We start from the raw sequence: 14,453 nt of genomic DNA on the forward strand, positions 1-14,453 counted from the left end.
GATCGTTCCTACGCTCTGCGTGGGAATGCCTCCCAGGATGCTCCGCGTCCGCTCTCGAACGTGGCGCAGATGTGCGCCCAAGCTCCAGCGTTATCCACGTCATGCGCTTGGCTCACTGAATCCGCAGTCTGTGCCATTCGTGACGCGGAGCGGCACGGGCGGCATACCCACCCAGAGCGTGGGCACGATCAGACATTTGCCATCACCCCAGCGCAGCAGCCCCGACCCGCGAAGCCTTACGGCGGCGGGAGACGATCAGGCCGGCCCCGACCACCAGCAGGCTGAGCAGTCCGGTCGCGATGATTTCGATGCGGTGCTCTTCCTGGATCAGCATGATCGTCAACACAGCAACGATGAACACAATCACCATCCAGGTCAGCCACGGGAACAGCCACATCTTGAAATCGATGGCCTCACCCGCCGCGATACGCTTCTGACGCATGCGCAGCTGCGACACCGCGATCACCAGATACACCAGCAAAGCGATGGCGCCGGAACTGGCCAGCAGGAAGTCGAATACAGCCGCAGGCGCGATGTAGTTGGCGAATACGGTCAGGAACGCTGCCGCTGTCGACAGCAGAACCGCCCAATAAGGCGTGCCGCCCTTGCTGGTGCGCTTGGACAATGCAGGTGCGTCACCACGCTTGCCCAACGAGAACAGCATGCGCGACGCGGTGTACAGCGCCGAGTTGAGGCAACTGGTCACCGCAACCAGCACCACCAGATCAACAATCAGCTTGGCGTTGGGAATGCCCATGGCATCCAGCACGGTCTGGTAGGAGCCCACTTCCGCCAGGCGCGGGTCGTTCCACGGCACCAGCGACACAACGATGAAAATCGAAACCAGATAGAACAGGAAGATCCGCCAGATCACCGAATTAGTGGCCTTGGTGATCTGCTTGCCTGGATTCTTGGATTCGGCCGCCGCAATGGTCACGATCTCGGTGCCCATGAACGAGAACATGGTGGTCAGCATCGCCGCCAGCACAGCGCCCATGCCGTTGGGCAGGAAACCGCCGGTATCGAATAGATGGCTGACACCGCTGACCTGGCTGGTCGGCAGCAGACCGAAGATCGCCGCCACCCCCAGCACCACGAACGCGATGATCGCCACGACCTTGATCAGCGCGAACCAGAACTCGAACTCGCCGTAGTTTTTCACGCTGAACAGATTGGTGGCTGTCAGCAGCAAAGTGATGACCAGCGTGAACATCCAGATGGCGATGCTCGGGAACCAGGCGTGCAGGATGGTCGCCGCCGCGTTGGCCTCCAACGGAATCACCAACACCCAGAACCACCAGTACAGGTAACCAATGGTGAAACCGGCCCAGTGCCCGATGGCACGGTCGGCGTACGTCGAGAATGAACCGGTATCAGGCGAGGCGACGGCCATTTCGGCCAGCATGCGCATCACCAGCACCACCAGCGTACCCGCTGCAGCGTAAGCCAACAGCACGGCAGGTCCGGCTTCGGCAATGGCATGGCCGGAGCCTACGAACAGGCCGGCGCCAATGACGCCAGCAATCGACAACATAGTGATGTGTCGAGGTTTCAGCCCTTGTTCGAGCTCGGAAGAGTTAGCGGTACTGCTCATAAAACCACCTGTGCAAGACGAGCGAGGCACACCGAAGCAGCTCGTAAAAAGAAAGCAACGGTGCCGTTCTGTATTCTTGACGCAAGAATTGCGCCAAAATATTTCAAAAACGACGTCGCTCCTGAAACATAGGGGTTGTAGGCGAGCGGTTCTTGAATGGACAAATTGAAAATACGGTCTATGGCGTAGGATTTGTTACCTGACGCCCCAAAACCGCTTCACACCACCGCACCGAAAATGCACACGCCACACATAAAAGCTCACCAATGGTGCGCGCCATCAGGCGCCGCTCCGCAAAAGCTGCTTCCAACACCCGGTCAAAAATGGCAACATCGCGCCTTTTTCGCGCACACCCACCTCAAACGGGTACTGGATACACGCGCCTGCCTGCCATTTGGCGACAGTCTGCTGCGGCGATGCGACAAACCGTAAAACGCTGTCACATTCACTCTTCGGCGCAGTTGGTTGTCTTTTGAACGCTGTGCTAGCTTGGCGCTCGCCTCGCAGAAAGAGCGCACAACACTATGAGGACCCCACATGGCTGAGGCCACGCCCGCCCTGGAAATCCGCAACCTGCACAAACGCTACGATCAGCTTGAGGTGCTCAAGGGCATCTCGCTGACAGCGCGTGAAGGTGACGTCATCTCGATTCTGGGTTCATCCGGTTCCGGCAAGTCCACCTTGCTGCGCTGCATCAATCTTCTGGAAAACCCGCATCAGGGTCAGATTCTGGTCGCAGGCGAAGAACTCAAGCTCAAGGCCGCCCGCAACGGCGAACTGGTTGCAGCCGACAATAAACAGATCAATCGCCTGCGCAGCGAGATTGGTTTCGTGTTCCAGAACTTCAACCTGTGGCCGCACATGAGCGTGCTCGATAACATCATCGAAGCGCCGCGCCGCGTGCTGGGCCAGAGCAAGGCCGAAGCCATCGAAGTTGCAGAAGCGCTGCTGGCCAAGGTCGGTATCGCTGACAAGCGCCATGTCTACCCGGCCCAGCTCTCGGGCGGTCAGCAACAGCGCGCGGCCATCGCCCGCACGCTGGCCATGCAACCCAAAGTCATTCTGTTCGACGAGCCGACTTCGGCACTCGACCCGGAAATGGTTCAGGAAGTGCTCAACGTCATCCGCGCGCTGGCCGAGGAAGGCCGCACCATGCTGCTGGTGACCCACGAAATGAATTTTGCACGCCAGGTTTCAAGTGAAGTCGTGTTTTTGCATCAAGGAATGGTCGAAGAACAGGGCACACCGCAGCAAGTGTTCGAGAACCCGCTGTCGGTAAGGTGTAAACAATTCATGTCGAGTCACCGCTAACGGAGCAACACCCATGCAGACGTACAAGAAGATCCTGCTGGTCGCAGCGGCCACCCTGGCTTTCACGACCAGTGCTTTTGCCGAAACCTTGAAAATGGGTATCGAAGCGGCCTACCCGCCGTTCAACAACAAGGACGCCAGCGGTCAGGTCGTGGGGTTCGACTATGAGATTGGCCAGGCCCTGTGCGCCAAGCTCAAGGCTGAATGCCAGGCGGTGACCTCTGACTGGGACGGTATCATCCCGGCCCTTGAAGCGAAGAAGTTCGACTTTCTGATCTCGTCGATGTCGATCACCGACGAGCGCAAACAAGCCGTCGATTTCACCGATCCGTATTACTCGAACAAGCTGCAGTTCATTGCGCCGAAAACCACTTCGTTTGATGCTGACACCGCCGACCAGGCCAAACAAAGCATCAAAGGCAAATACATCGGTGCCCAACGCGCGACCCTGTCAGGCATCTGGCTGGAAGACCAGCAGCTCGAAATGCCCGATGTGAACGTCAAGCTCTATGACACCCAGGAAAATGCTTTCCTCGATCTGTCGTCCGGTCGTGTCGATGCCATGCTCGCCGACAAGTACGTCGGCTACGAATGGCTCAAAAGCGAGGCGGGCAAGAACTTCGAGTTCAAAGGTAATCCCGTCAAGGATGACGACAAGATCGGTATCGCTGTGCGCAAGGACGACCCGCTGCGTGAGCGCCTGAACACCGCCCTGAAAGAAATCATCGCTGACGGCACCTACAAGAAGATCAACGACAAGTATTTCCCTTTCAGCATTCTCTGATTCACCTGACGGCGTCGCTGCGGCTTCGACTCGAAGCCCGGCGACCGGTCCTGAATAAGCCTGCCCATGAACATTGATCTCCACGGATTCGGCCCGGCCCTCGCGGCTGGCGCGCTGATGACCGTCCAACTGGCCCTTTCGGCCCTGTGCCTGGGGCTGATACTCGGCCTGCTCGGCGCCCTGGCCAAGACCTCGCCCTACAAGCCCCTGCAATGGCTGGGCGGCACCTACTCAACCATCGTGCGCGGCGTTCCTGAATTGCTCTGGGTATTGCTGATCTACTTCGGCACCGTCAACGGCATGCGCGCGCTGGGTGAATTGTTCGGCAAGCCGGACCTGGCGTTGAGCGCGTTCGCCGCAGGCGTCATCGCGTTGGGCCTGTGCTTTGGCGCCTATGCCACCGAAGTGTTTCGCGGCGCCATTCTGGCGATTCCCAAAGGTCATCGTGAAGCCGGGCTGGCGCTGGGCATGTCGCGCACGCGCATCCTCTACAAGCTGATCCTGCCGCAGATGTGGCGCATCGCCCTGCCCGGCCTGGGCAACCTGTTCATGATCCTGATGAAAGACACCGCGCTGGTCTCGGTGATCGGCCTTGAGGAAATCATGCGCCACGCGCAGATCGCCGTGGGCTTCACCAAGCAAGCGTTCACCTTCTATATGGTCGCGGCCATCATGTACCTGGGCCTGACCGTGCTAGCGATGATCGGCATGTACTTCCTGGAAAAACGCGCCGCCCGCGGCTTTGCGAGGAGCGCATCATGAACTGGGAAGTCATCATCAAGTGGCTGCCACGCCTGGCACAGGGCGCCACCCTGACGCTGGAACTGGTGGCGATTGCGGTCATTGCGGGCCTGATTCTCGCGATCCCGCTGGGCATCGCCCGCGTCTCACGGCACTGGCCGGTTCGCACGCTGCCCTACGCCTACATTTTCTTCTTCCGCGGCACGCCGCTGCTGGTGCAGCTGTTTCTGGTCTACTACGGCCTGGCCCAGTTCGATGCCGTGCGCGCGAGTTCACTGTGGCCGTATCTGCGCGATCCGTTCTGGTGTGCGGTCATCACCATGACCCTGCACACCGCCGCCTACATCGCAGAAATCCTGCGCGGCGCGATCCAGGCTGTACCGCCCGGCGAAGTCGAGGCAGCAAGGGCTCTGGGCATGTCGAAATGGAAAGCGCTGTTCTACATTGTCCTGCCACGCGCCGCCCGCATCGGACTGCCGGCCTACAGCAACGAAGTGATCCTGATGCTCAAGGCCAGCGCACTGGCCAGCACCGTCACGCTGCTGGAACTGACCGGCATGGCCCGCACGATCATTGCCCGCACCTACATGCCGGTGGAGATCTTCTTCGCCGCAGGCCTGTTCTACCTCGTCATGGCGTTCGTGCTGGTACAGGGCTTCCGCCTGCTGGAAAAACTGTTACGCGTAGACGCGAGCCAGGGTCGCTGATATGAAGGGGGCTGGCTTTCATCCGGCCAGTCTCCCACGCGAAGCCGCCGACCATGAATTCTGAACCCAGCCTGCAGAACGACACGCTTCGCAGCCACTTCGGTGCGCTGGACAGCTTCCTGTTCGCGCATCAGGGTTTGTGGCGGCCCAGGCCATTCACCCATCTGCACCTGCCGTGGGAAGACCAGTACCCCGAACTGACACAATGGTTGCGCCAACGTACCCTCGAACAGGCTGAAGCGGCGCACCTGGACCCCGACCAACTCGACGCGCCCTTCCCGTTTGCGGCACTGGCATCCGAAGCCGTTGCCCTGAGCCAGGTCGCCGAACTGCCCGTCTACCCGCTCGCCCCCGTCGAGCCGCGCATGAGTGCCGATGTACCGGGACGTAAGTGGCAGCAGATCGAAGCCTTCGCCCGTCATGTGGACACCGGACAGGCAGGCACTCACTGGCTGGACTGGTGCGCGGGCAAGGGTCATCTAGGTCGTCGCCTGACCGGGCGCGGCCAGCAACTCACCTGCCTTGAGCGCGACCCGGCGCTGGTCGAAGCGGGCCGTACCCTCAGCGCTCGCCAAGGGCTGGAAGCCCGGCATGTTCAACAGGACGTCATGGCCGATGATGCGTGGCGCAGCCTGCAGCCGCACCATACGCCCGTCGCGCTGCATGCTTGCGGTGATCTGCATGTACAACTGATGCAACTGGCCAGCCACACCGGCTGCCAGCGCCTGGCGATTGCGCCCTGCTGTTACAACCGCACCCGCTTCGATCATTACCAGCCGCTGTCCCGCGAGGGCAAAGCATCGGGGCTGACATTGTCGCGTGACGAACTCGGTTTGCCGTTGAGCGAAACCGTGACCGCCGGTGCCCGCGTCCGTCGTCAGCGCGACACCTCGATGGCACGCCGCCTGGGGTTCGACCTGCTGCAGCGCACGCTGCGCGGCATCGATGAATATCTGCCCACACCGTCATTGCCCGTCTCGTGGCTTGACGCTCCCTACGAAGATTACTGCCGTCATCTGGCGCAACTGAAAAACCTGCCCTTGTCGGGCGAACAGAACTGGGCGCAATGGGAGGCTGCGGGCTGGCAGCGACTGGCTCAGGTGCGCAATCTGGAACTGGTCCAGAACCTGTTCCGACGCCCGCTGGAAATGTGGCTGGTGCTCGATCGAGCCCTGTATCTTCAGGAGCAGGGTTACAGCGTCAGCGTGGGGACTTTCTGTCAGCGCCAGCTTACGCCTCGCAACATGCTGATACTGGGCCATAAATGAAGCTGTAAAACCACAGAACATCCTGTGGATAAGTCTGTTGATGAAAATTCTGAATGGCGCGTTAAAGCTTGGCGCACCAGTTACTGAAGTCCCTGATTTTTCCTGCCTGTTCCGTCAGGAACCCACAAAAACAGTGGTTTGCGACGCAGGCGGGGTATTTGCACACTTATTGGCATGTACGCAAATATTGATGTAGCGATTGTGCATAAAGATTTGGTAACGGCTCTGGAACGGGCCTGTTGCGGTGCCGGATCGCATACGGGTAACACGCCGTTCACGATCCGGTTTTCAAGCGGATATCTCAGACTTCTTCGACACACTCCAGGGATCGCTCGACCATCACCTTGGCCATCTCGGCCATGTGCATCGCAGCAAACGCCAGGTCCCGTTTCGACCCGATCAACTCATCGCCCAGTTCATAAGCCGTCGCCGAGGCACAGCGCAGAAAGTCCAGCGCATGCAGTAACGTCGCTTCCAGGTTCATGTAATCGGCGCTGTTGTCTTGAGCGTCGTTGTTGGGGCGACTGGTGGGCAGGTAACACGCCATCGCACGTTTGACGACGGCCTGATCGAAGACCGGTGCGCCAGTGGAAGTGTTCGTGGGTGGATCGGGGGTGACTTTGACCATGTTCTAGCTCCTTCGATGAAATCGCTGTCCTCTCGCTACTAAACGAAAGGGCGGCGACTGTGCACGAGTTAGTAGACCGGTGAGCCAGGCAACCGGCGCACCCGAAGGCGCCAAGCGCACAGCCGCCATAGCATCGGGACGGACCTGATGAAACACGGTTGTGATGCCTTGCTCATTGCGGGCTACTAAACCCCATCGCTGATGGGCAGCGACGGACGGGAGAGTAGAAGCACAGACGGCAAGGCACAAGCGGGCCGGGATTCTCTCGGAAATGTCCCGCAAAGGAAAGAGATGAAGCCTTCAAAAACACGCCTGAAAGCGTTGCAAAGCGTGAGCGAGGTCAGTTGATGATCGTTCCTCACGCTCCGCGTGGGAATGTCGCCCAGGACGCTCCGCGTCCGATTCAACTGACTACGCAGATCCTGAGCAAACACAAACGCCCCGCTAAAACTGATTATTCCTCAACACACTCCAAGGATCGCTCGACCATCACCTTGGCCATCTCGGCCATGTGCATGGCAGCAAACGCCAGGTCCCGTTTCGACCCGTTCAACTCATCGCCCAGTTCATAAGCCGTTGCCGAGGCACAGCGCAGAAAATCCAGCGCGTGCAGTAGCGTTGCTTCCAGGTTCATGTAATCGGCGCTGTTGTCTTGGGATTCATTGTTGGGACGACGGGTGGGCAGGTAACACGCCATCGCGCGTTTGACGACGGCCTGATCGAAGATCGGTGCGCCGGTGGATGTTTTCGAGGGTGGATCGGGGGTGACTTTGACCATGCTTAGCTCTCCTCAATGAAACCGCCACCGAGTCGCGACTAAACGAATAAAGGTGGCGGCTGTACGAAGGTTAGTCGACCGGGAGCTAAGAACCGGCGCACCCGAAGGTGCCCTAGGCACAGCCGCCATAAAGAACAGGCCAACGACCTGATCAAACAGCGGCGCAATGCGCCTTAACTCAAACACGGGCGACTAAACCCCACCGCTGATGGGCAGCGACGGACGGGAGAGTAGAAGCACAGACAGCAAGGCACAAGCGGGCCGGGATTCTCTCGGAAATGTCCCGCAAAGGAAAGAGACGAAGCCTTCAAAAACACGCCTGAAAGCGTTGCAAGACATGAGTGATGCAGGTTTGACGATCGTTCCTCACGCTCTGCGATCATCGTTATACACAAGTCCGAAAGACGCGCAAAACGGGGCCAAACGAAAGCGTCTGACTGAATGCATATCCCGTGGGAGGCGGCTTGCCGGCGATGGCGCCTGTTCAGTCACCGATAGATCGCTTCAGAAAAAGCATCGCCGGCAAGCCGCCTCCCACGGTAGTCCGTGGTTGCAGCAAGACTTGGGTGCATGGGCATATCGGCGTGCCTGAGATCACTCTGATCGTTCCTACGCTCTGCGTGGTAACGCCTCCCAGGACGCTCCGCGTCCGCTCTTGAATGTGGCGCAGATGCGTGGCCAAAGCTCCAGCATTATCCACGTCATGCGCTCGGCTCACTGAATCCGCAATCTGTGCAATTTGTGACGCGGAGCGTCACGGGACGCATGCCCACGCGGAGCGATGGGCACGATCAGTGTCGAGGCGGACTTGTGTATACGATGAGCGCTCCGCGTGGGAATGCCGCCCAGGACGCTCCGCGTCCGATTCAACTGACTACGCAGATCCTGAACCCACACGCATACCCACTAAAACTGATCTTCCTTCAACCGCGTAAACGGCACGCTGCGCCCCTGCAACTTACGCAACGTCAGCTTGTACGCGCTGGACTTGATCTGACTGCCCATCGGCGTCTCTTCCAACAGGATCCGCCCCGAGGCAAACGCACAGCCCGTATCCAGCATCTTGTACTTGAGCAGGTACAGACCCGCGTCCATCTTGGCGAACGAGAACGACGCACCCACCGGAATATAGGCATGCCGGAACGCCTTGCGCCCCATTGCGTCCGTGACCTTGGCGTAAACCGCAGAACCGCCTGCCGTGTTATCAACAGTGATCTGCGACCAGCCATTGTCCTTGAGCGTCGGCATGTCCTTCACATAGCCCGCCTTCTGCGGCCAGGGCGCGCCCATCGGATCCACCGTCGGCACCTCACACTCGGACGCAGCCACGTCCGCAGCTTTCTCAGCCACGCTGACAGGCTCAACCACAGGCTCGGGCTCAACAGCCGGTTTGACCCACGGCTGAACCACCGGCACCGATTCAGTCGGCACGAAAGACTTGCCAGCATTAGGGTCGTACCCCATCCACGCGCCGCCCGCACAGAAAATCACGAACACCGCCGCCCAGCGCCACACACTGCCGTGGCGCTGACTTCTGGACGGTTGAGGCGAAGCACTGGCCCGACGCTCAGGGCCGGTATAGGTGGATTGCTGCGGTGCAGCAGACGCCGAGCCAGACGCACTGGCATACACATGAACGGCCCGCCCACGCATCGCCTGCACCTGCCTGCGGCGTGCAGCGTCTTCACGAGCCCTCTGCTCATCGGCCACCAGCTGCGCGTCATAAACCGCGCGTCTGCCAGCATCGGCCAGCACATCGTGAGAGGCGTTGACGACACTCATCATGTCCGAAGCGTAAGGGTCGGAATTCCTGTCCGGGTGCAGCTTCTGAGCGATCTTGCGATAAGCCTTCTTGATCTGATCAGGAGAGGCATCGCGAGCGACATTCAGCAGCTCGTAATGCGTGGGCGTTCTCTGCATTGCACTAGCTGTCCATGGCCGACTGCCATTTTGATACAGCTATATCGGCCAGAACCGCACGAACTCCAATCGCAATGCTACACACCCGATACAAACGCAAAAAAATGCCCGGATCCTGAGACCCGGGCATCGTTTTCAAGCATCGAGACCATCACAGACCCGCCGAAGCGACCTTGACCGTACCCGACTTGGTGATGACTCCATCAGCGTCCAGACGCACATTCATGCGATTCAGACGGCAATGCACAGCCTCTCTATCACCTGACGCCTGCCCGACCGGACACGACGTCGTTACCAATACCTTCAAACCGCTTCTCAGTGAATGGCTGGCCTAAGGTGTACTGCATCCCCGAAGCCCTGCAACGATCCTTCGTGTCATTCAATGGATAATCCTTTATCCCCGACTGAAAAGTGAACGCCCCTCGCCGCCTGACTCAGTGGCTTGGGCCGTTGAGAACAAGCCTATGCAAAGCGTCCCGAGCGTGCAAACGGCCCAAAAGCCCCTGACTCGGCTGAAGCGTTGAACGGCCTCAGATAGCTGCCACCGCCTAAGTCATTGATTCGCATGGGCAGGTTAAAAATCGACGCGGGTTATAGCCGAATCACTCTCATCGAAACGGGGCCAAACCAGCATGTTGAGACACCCTTCTACCCGCCATCAGGCAGCCTAATCCGCCAAACCATAGGGAAACGTCCTTCATTCACCACCGACCCTGTCCTGCATGCCGACGCTAAGCCGCACCGGCGGTCAAATTTTTTCAACTGAATCAGTCAGCTAGGGTTTACAAGCGCATCAGACTCTATATACTCGCAGCCCATTACGCCGGTATAGCTCAGTTGGTAGAGCAACTGACTTGTAATCAGTAGGTCCCGGGTTCGACTCCTGGTGCCGGCACCATATAAATCAAGGGCTTGCAGCGATGCAGGCCCTTGTTTTTTCGCCCAGACGTAATAAGCCACGTAACAAGGCCACCGATCGGGCCTGTCTTACGCGCTCCACGTCGAGCTCCAACCGCAGCTACAGACGCTCATGAGCAGTAGCGCGAGACCCTGGCTAACCGCCCGGTACAGGGTGCCCCGCTCAAAATCTGTGGGGGGTCAGAAAAAAGGTAATATTAGTAATACGGCTCGGGAAAAATGGCTGCAGCCCTTGCAGGCCGTGGCTTTCAGCGTTTCCGGGCAAAGGTAATATTGAAGCGATACAAAGGCGATAATATTACCTTTTACTAAAGCTATATTTTCATTTCCTAAAACCCAATGAATCCGGGGGTCTCAGGAAAATATTACCTTTCATATCGCTTCATATTACCTTCCGATGTAATACGCACAGCCCAGTAAAACCGTGGCCTCCAGCCTAGGTTCGCGGGTCATATAGCTAATATCGCTCTTTTTGAAAACACCCTCCCATACCTGAGATTCAATCTCATTTAAAACGCCCTTTTTCGAAAACCTGACTGCAAGGCATTAAGGCCTGTAGATCGTCACCAGCGCGTGCAATGGTGTGCAATCTCCAAAGCCCCCTGAATGCGGCTACAGCGCCCGTTCTGCTTGAGTTGTAGAGGTTGGATCTGATCTGGCCGCCGATGCCCTGGTGCGCAGCTTTGAGACCGGTGTCGATTTGGAAAACCACCCCATTCCTCGGTTTTCCAATTTTTTGCCTAAGCAGGCCGGGCTTCCGAGGACTGCCCCCGCCTGCACCGCCCTGTCGCTCGCTGTGCAAGGCGCTGACATTTTCCTGCACAAGCTTGCACGTTGTGCAATTGCAGCTCCCCTACGCAACCCCACGGCTGGCTTGGGCTGGAGTATTGCTTTCATCGCATCTGGGTTTGCACAAAAAACGGACGCGGAGCCCGTCGGCGGGAGGGGGATAAGTGCTTTTTTGTTGGCTTTTCTTTGCTCACGCTGAATACCGGATCGATCAATGGGTGTGGAGCAAAATTGATGAGGTGCTCGAATCCTGACCGATCAGTCGTTTTACAAGCATGACTTACTAGCGTAAAGAATTACGTTAGCCAAAGAGTTATGAACCTAGAGCCGGGGGGGGGGGGGGGGGCAGTGGTACCCCAGTTTGAATCGGATAATCTAGAAATCATGTCATTGATCGCCGCATCCCTCCGCTTGGAAAGAGGTCTGGCGATAAGGACGGACTCGACGGGTGAGGCAGAAGCCAAGCTCTTGGCAAAAATCGAGAATCAAGACTGGTGTCAAAAAAGAAATCTATTAGGTACCATACAAAATACAGTCATCGACCAATGAAAATGACCGACCTTCAGTGGTTGGTAATTTTGTAATAAGGAAAAAAATATGCGAATGGATGAAAGTCGATATTCAGTAGCCGAGATCATTGAAATGCTTGGCCGCAAAGATCTTGTAGCAAACAAGGAATATCAACGAGGAACCGGTATCTGGCCGTCAGGTCCCAGAAGCTATTTTATAGACACAATACTTAGCGGCTTTCCGTTCCCAAAAATATATTTCTTCGAGTACCTAGATAGAGCAACTCGAAAAACAAAAAGAGAGCTAGTTGATGGGCAACAGCGCATCTCGTCCGTAGTCTCCTTCGTCGAAAATCGATTTGCCTTAACTAGCGTATCACGAAATTTTGCTGGAAAGCGTTTCAGTGACTTAGAGCCTGAAGAACAAGACACCTTCTTATCGTACCCCATCTCAGTAGATGTTATTCGTAATGCAACGAGGCAAGAAATCCTTGAAATGTTCAAAAGGATGAATGCCTACACACTCCCGCTGAACGACGCCGAAAAAAGACACTCGACTTATCAGGGCGAATTCAAATGGATGATCAACAATTTCTGCACTGAAAATGCAGAGTTTTTTGCTGGATTCAATATACTGGGTAGTCGGAATCTGGTGCGTATGGCTGACGCAGAACTAGTATCAGAACTCTTGTTAGCTACAGAAGAAGGTATAATTTCATCTAGCACGAAAAAGCTTAATGAGTTTTACGAGAAATATGAAGAAAACTTGGACGCAGAAGATTTCTTCAAGGAAGTTCTAATAGAGTTTATAGATTTCTATTCAGAACTACTGGCCGACTATAGAGATACCTTTCTCTCGAAGCCTTATGTAGTACACTCTCTTTTCTGCGCTACCTTTCACAATAAATACGGCCTCCCTAACTTCGAAGAGCAAACAGGCCTTGCGCCAACCGGTTCGCTTTGCAATTCCAAAGAGCGAGCACTCCCGATTTTATTGGAAATGGCTTATGCGCATGAAAACAAAGACGAGCGGAGGTTTTCAGATTACGTAAAAGCTTGCTCGGGAGGAACCAACCGCGCACCCAATAGATTTGTGAGAACTCGTCAGCTTGCGCTTGCATTGCGGTCATAGCTATGAGACTAGATCGTGCTTATTCCAATTTGGAACGTCGACTTTTGTGGGCAGATCAAAACTTTAAAAACAAGCATATGCTTGCCTCAAAAACGATATCGAATGAAGACTTATTTTTTCTAAACGGTATTATTGACTACGTGTGGCAGTCTTGGAATAGATTTTCAAGAGAGTATTTTATTAAATGTTGCTTGGGTTGCATCGCCAAGAACGGTGCAGTCATCCAGCCCGCCACGAACGTAAGCCCACCTACTACAGAACGCATTTCTTACTTAGCAACTAAAGTAAATAGACCATATCAGATTGTTGCCGGAGGTTCCAATAACATTCTTCGCTTTGAACCAACTTGGGGAGATATCGACAAAATTCTCTCGTTGTCACACTTATGCGGATTGTCTAATCATTCAGTTGTTACATCCTCATTCGGCGGCGGCCTGCTAGGTCCAAAGCATTTGCAGAAAGTCAGAAACGCTGTCGCTCACTTGAATAAGGAAACATATGCGGAACTTTTAACACTATCAAGCCTATATCGATCTGGAAAAATCCGTCATCCCGCAGCCAGCTTATTTTGGAGAACCACTGACACTGACAACTATGCGCTTTCATCATGGATTGAAGACATGCTTCTAATTGCAGACGTAGCTACCGAACACTAACTCTGACGTAAAAGCGTGCATGACAAATACAGTCAATGTTAGTCAATTATTTATTATCAGGGACAGAAAATGGATATAGCTGACTTCACACAGTGCTTAGATTACTTCCACTTGGCATCTCAAAACAACGAAGCCGTCTTAGCCTCGCTAACGAATCAAAAGAAAAGCTGGTACGAAACTTTTGCCCCGGTCGCAAACGGGATAATCGGCTTATGCGGAGTAGCTTTAGGTATATTCATAAATAAATTTTTTGAAAAAAGCGGCAAAGCCAGAGAAACTACGAATAAAAAATTAGCAATTCAGGAGGAAATAGAAAGAATCAAATCCCAAGCCAAACATGCATATACCGGAGCTCGGGAATGCAGGGATTACTGCAGCGTTTATGGATTACCCCCTACTTATGACTTACCCATTAAACCAGCAGCCTATTGCTTAGAAGGTTTTTTCACTAGCGTTTTACATGAATATAGCCCCACTCAGAGGGACTGCGCCTTCCACATCATTTCCTTAATAAGCGATCTAAATAACAAAATCGAAAACTACATATCGCTTTATACGGACACAGAGGACGTATCATGTGCAAACGGCGCAGGTACAGCAGAAAACATTTTAATTGTATCGGCAGCTTTATATGGCGCGTGCACAAATTTCATTGACAACGTAAAGTCCTATGAAATGTCTATAACAGAATTCGAGCAACATACTAATTCCAAGTAGC

Annotated in this window: 11 protein-coding genes, 1 tRNA gene and 1 pseudogene; 9 read left to right on the forward strand and 4 right to left on the reverse strand. The window is 55.4% G+C overall.

Annotation, left to right across the window (positions count from 1 at the left end; all coding sequences use genetic code 11):
- Positions 1-202 precede the first annotated feature (202 nt).
- On the reverse strand, positions 203-1,594 hold the full coding sequence (gabP, locus tag QRN20_RS23245) for a GABA permease (RefSeq protein ID WP_029244071.1): 1,392 nt from the start codon (positions 1,592-1,594) through the stop codon (positions 203-205).
- A 537-nt stretch (positions 1,595-2,131) separates the two neighbouring features.
- Between gabP and QRN20_RS23250 the strand changes: the two genes are divergently transcribed.
- The 5 genes and pseudogenes from QRN20_RS23250 (at position 2,132) to QRN20_RS23270 (ending at position 6,405) form a co-directional block, all read left to right on the forward strand.
- The gene (locus QRN20_RS23250; protein WP_029244070.1) at positions 2,132-2,905 is read left to right on the forward strand and encodes an ABC transporter ATP-binding protein; all 774 of its coding nucleotides are present in this window, start codon (positions 2,132-2,134) and stop codon (positions 2,903-2,905) included.
- Between the two features lie 13 nt (positions 2,906-2,918).
- Positions 2,919-3,689 (forward strand): ABC transporter substrate-binding protein, encoded by a 771-nt coding sequence (locus tag QRN20_RS23255; protein ID WP_122413250.1) that lies wholly within the window; start codon positions 2,919-2,921, stop codon positions 3,687-3,689.
- A 66-nt stretch (positions 3,690-3,755) separates the two neighbouring features.
- Positions 3,756-4,451, forward strand: coding sequence for an ABC transporter permease (locus tag QRN20_RS23260; RefSeq protein ID WP_122437673.1), 696 nt, complete (start codon positions 3,756-3,758; stop codon positions 4,449-4,451).
- A complete protein-coding gene (locus QRN20_RS23265) occupies positions 4,448-5,137 on the forward strand; it encodes an ABC transporter permease (protein ID WP_285361309.1) in 690 nt (229 codons plus the stop codon). The genes QRN20_RS23260 and QRN20_RS23265 overlap by 4 nt, the downstream gene beginning before the upstream one ends.
- Position 5,138: 1 nt before the next feature.
- Positions 5,139-6,405 (forward strand): annotated as a pseudogene (locus QRN20_RS23270) (methyltransferase).
- Between the two features lie 301 nt (positions 6,406-6,706).
- Here QRN20_RS23270 and QRN20_RS23275 read toward each other — a convergent pair.
- The 3 genes from QRN20_RS23275 to QRN20_RS23285 form a co-directional block, all read right to left on the reverse strand.
- Complete coding sequence (locus tag QRN20_RS23275; protein WP_043306320.1) at positions 6,707-7,033, reverse strand: DUF6124 family protein; 327 nt, start codon at positions 7,031-7,033, stop codon at positions 6,707-6,709.
- A gap of 454 nt (positions 7,034-7,487) precedes the next feature.
- Positions 7,488-7,811, reverse strand: a complete 324-nt coding sequence (locus QRN20_RS23280) for a DUF6124 family protein (RefSeq protein ID WP_088236210.1) — start codon at positions 7,809-7,811, stop codon at positions 7,488-7,490.
- 906 nt (positions 7,812-8,717) lie between these two features.
- Positions 8,718-9,731 carry a J domain-containing protein gene (locus tag QRN20_RS23285; protein ID WP_122434474.1) on the reverse strand — a complete coding sequence of 338 codons (1,014 nt, stop codon included), beginning with the start codon at positions 9,729-9,731 and terminating at the stop codon, positions 8,718-8,720.
- 822 nt (positions 9,732-10,553) lie between these two features.
- Here QRN20_RS23285 and QRN20_RS23290 point away from each other — a divergent pair.
- From QRN20_RS23290 to QRN20_RS23305, 4 genes are all read left to right on the forward strand, one after another.
- A tRNA-Thr gene (locus QRN20_RS23290) sits at positions 10,554-10,629 on the forward strand.
- 1,406 nt (positions 10,630-12,035) lie between these two features.
- On the forward strand, positions 12,036-13,079 hold the full coding sequence (locus QRN20_RS23295) for a DUF262 domain-containing protein (RefSeq protein ID WP_285361311.1): 1,044 nt from the start codon (positions 12,036-12,038) through the stop codon (positions 13,077-13,079).
- 2 nt (positions 13,080-13,081) lie between these two features.
- Positions 13,082-13,735 (forward strand): hypothetical protein, encoded by a 654-nt coding sequence (locus QRN20_RS23300; protein WP_285361313.1) that lies wholly within the window; start codon positions 13,082-13,084, stop codon positions 13,733-13,735.
- A gap of 69 nt (positions 13,736-13,804) precedes the next feature.
- Entirely contained in the window at positions 13,805-14,452 is a 648-nt protein-coding gene (locus QRN20_RS23305) for a hypothetical protein (protein ID WP_285361315.1), read from the forward strand.
- Position 14,453: the final 1 nt, after the last annotated feature.

This window comes from Pseudomonas sp. fls2-241-TYG-175 (genome assembly GCF_030209155.1).
Taxonomy (GTDB): Bacteria; Pseudomonadota; Gammaproteobacteria; order Pseudomonadales; family Pseudomonadaceae; genus Aquipseudomonas; species Aquipseudomonas viridiflava.

Coding starts and splice junctions, on each gene's coding strand:
- gabP (WP_029244071.1), bottom strand. CDS start 1,594: ATGAGCAGTACCGCTAACTCTTCCGAGCTCGAACAAGGGCTGAAACCT.
- QRN20_RS23250 (WP_029244070.1), top strand. CDS start 2,132: ATGGCTGAGGCCACGCCCGCCCTGGAAATCCGCAACCTGCACAAACGC.
- QRN20_RS23255 (WP_122413250.1), top strand. CDS start 2,919: ATGCAGACGTACAAGAAGATCCTGCTGGTCGCAGCGGCCACCCTGGCT.
- QRN20_RS23260 (WP_122437673.1), top strand. CDS start 3,756: ATGAACATTGATCTCCACGGATTCGGCCCGGCCCTCGCGGCTGGCGCG.
- QRN20_RS23265 (WP_285361309.1), top strand. CDS start 4,448: ATGAACTGGGAAGTCATCATCAAGTGGCTGCCACGCCTGGCACAGGGC.
- QRN20_RS23275 (WP_043306320.1), bottom strand. CDS start 7,033: ATGGTCAAAGTCACCCCCGATCCACCCACGAACACTTCCACTGGCGCA.
- QRN20_RS23280 (WP_088236210.1), bottom strand. CDS start 7,811: ATGGTCAAAGTCACCCCCGATCCACCCTCGAAAACATCCACCGGCGCA.
- QRN20_RS23285 (WP_122434474.1), bottom strand. CDS start 9,731: ATGCAGAGAACGCCCACGCATTACGAGCTGCTGAATGTCGCTCGCGAT.
- QRN20_RS23295 (WP_285361311.1), top strand. CDS start 12,036: ATGCGAATGGATGAAAGTCGATATTCAGTAGCCGAGATCATTGAAATG.
- QRN20_RS23300 (WP_285361313.1), top strand. CDS start 13,082: ATGAGACTAGATCGTGCTTATTCCAATTTGGAACGTCGACTTTTGTGG.
- QRN20_RS23305 (WP_285361315.1), top strand. CDS start 13,805: ATGGATATAGCTGACTTCACACAGTGCTTAGATTACTTCCACTTGGCA.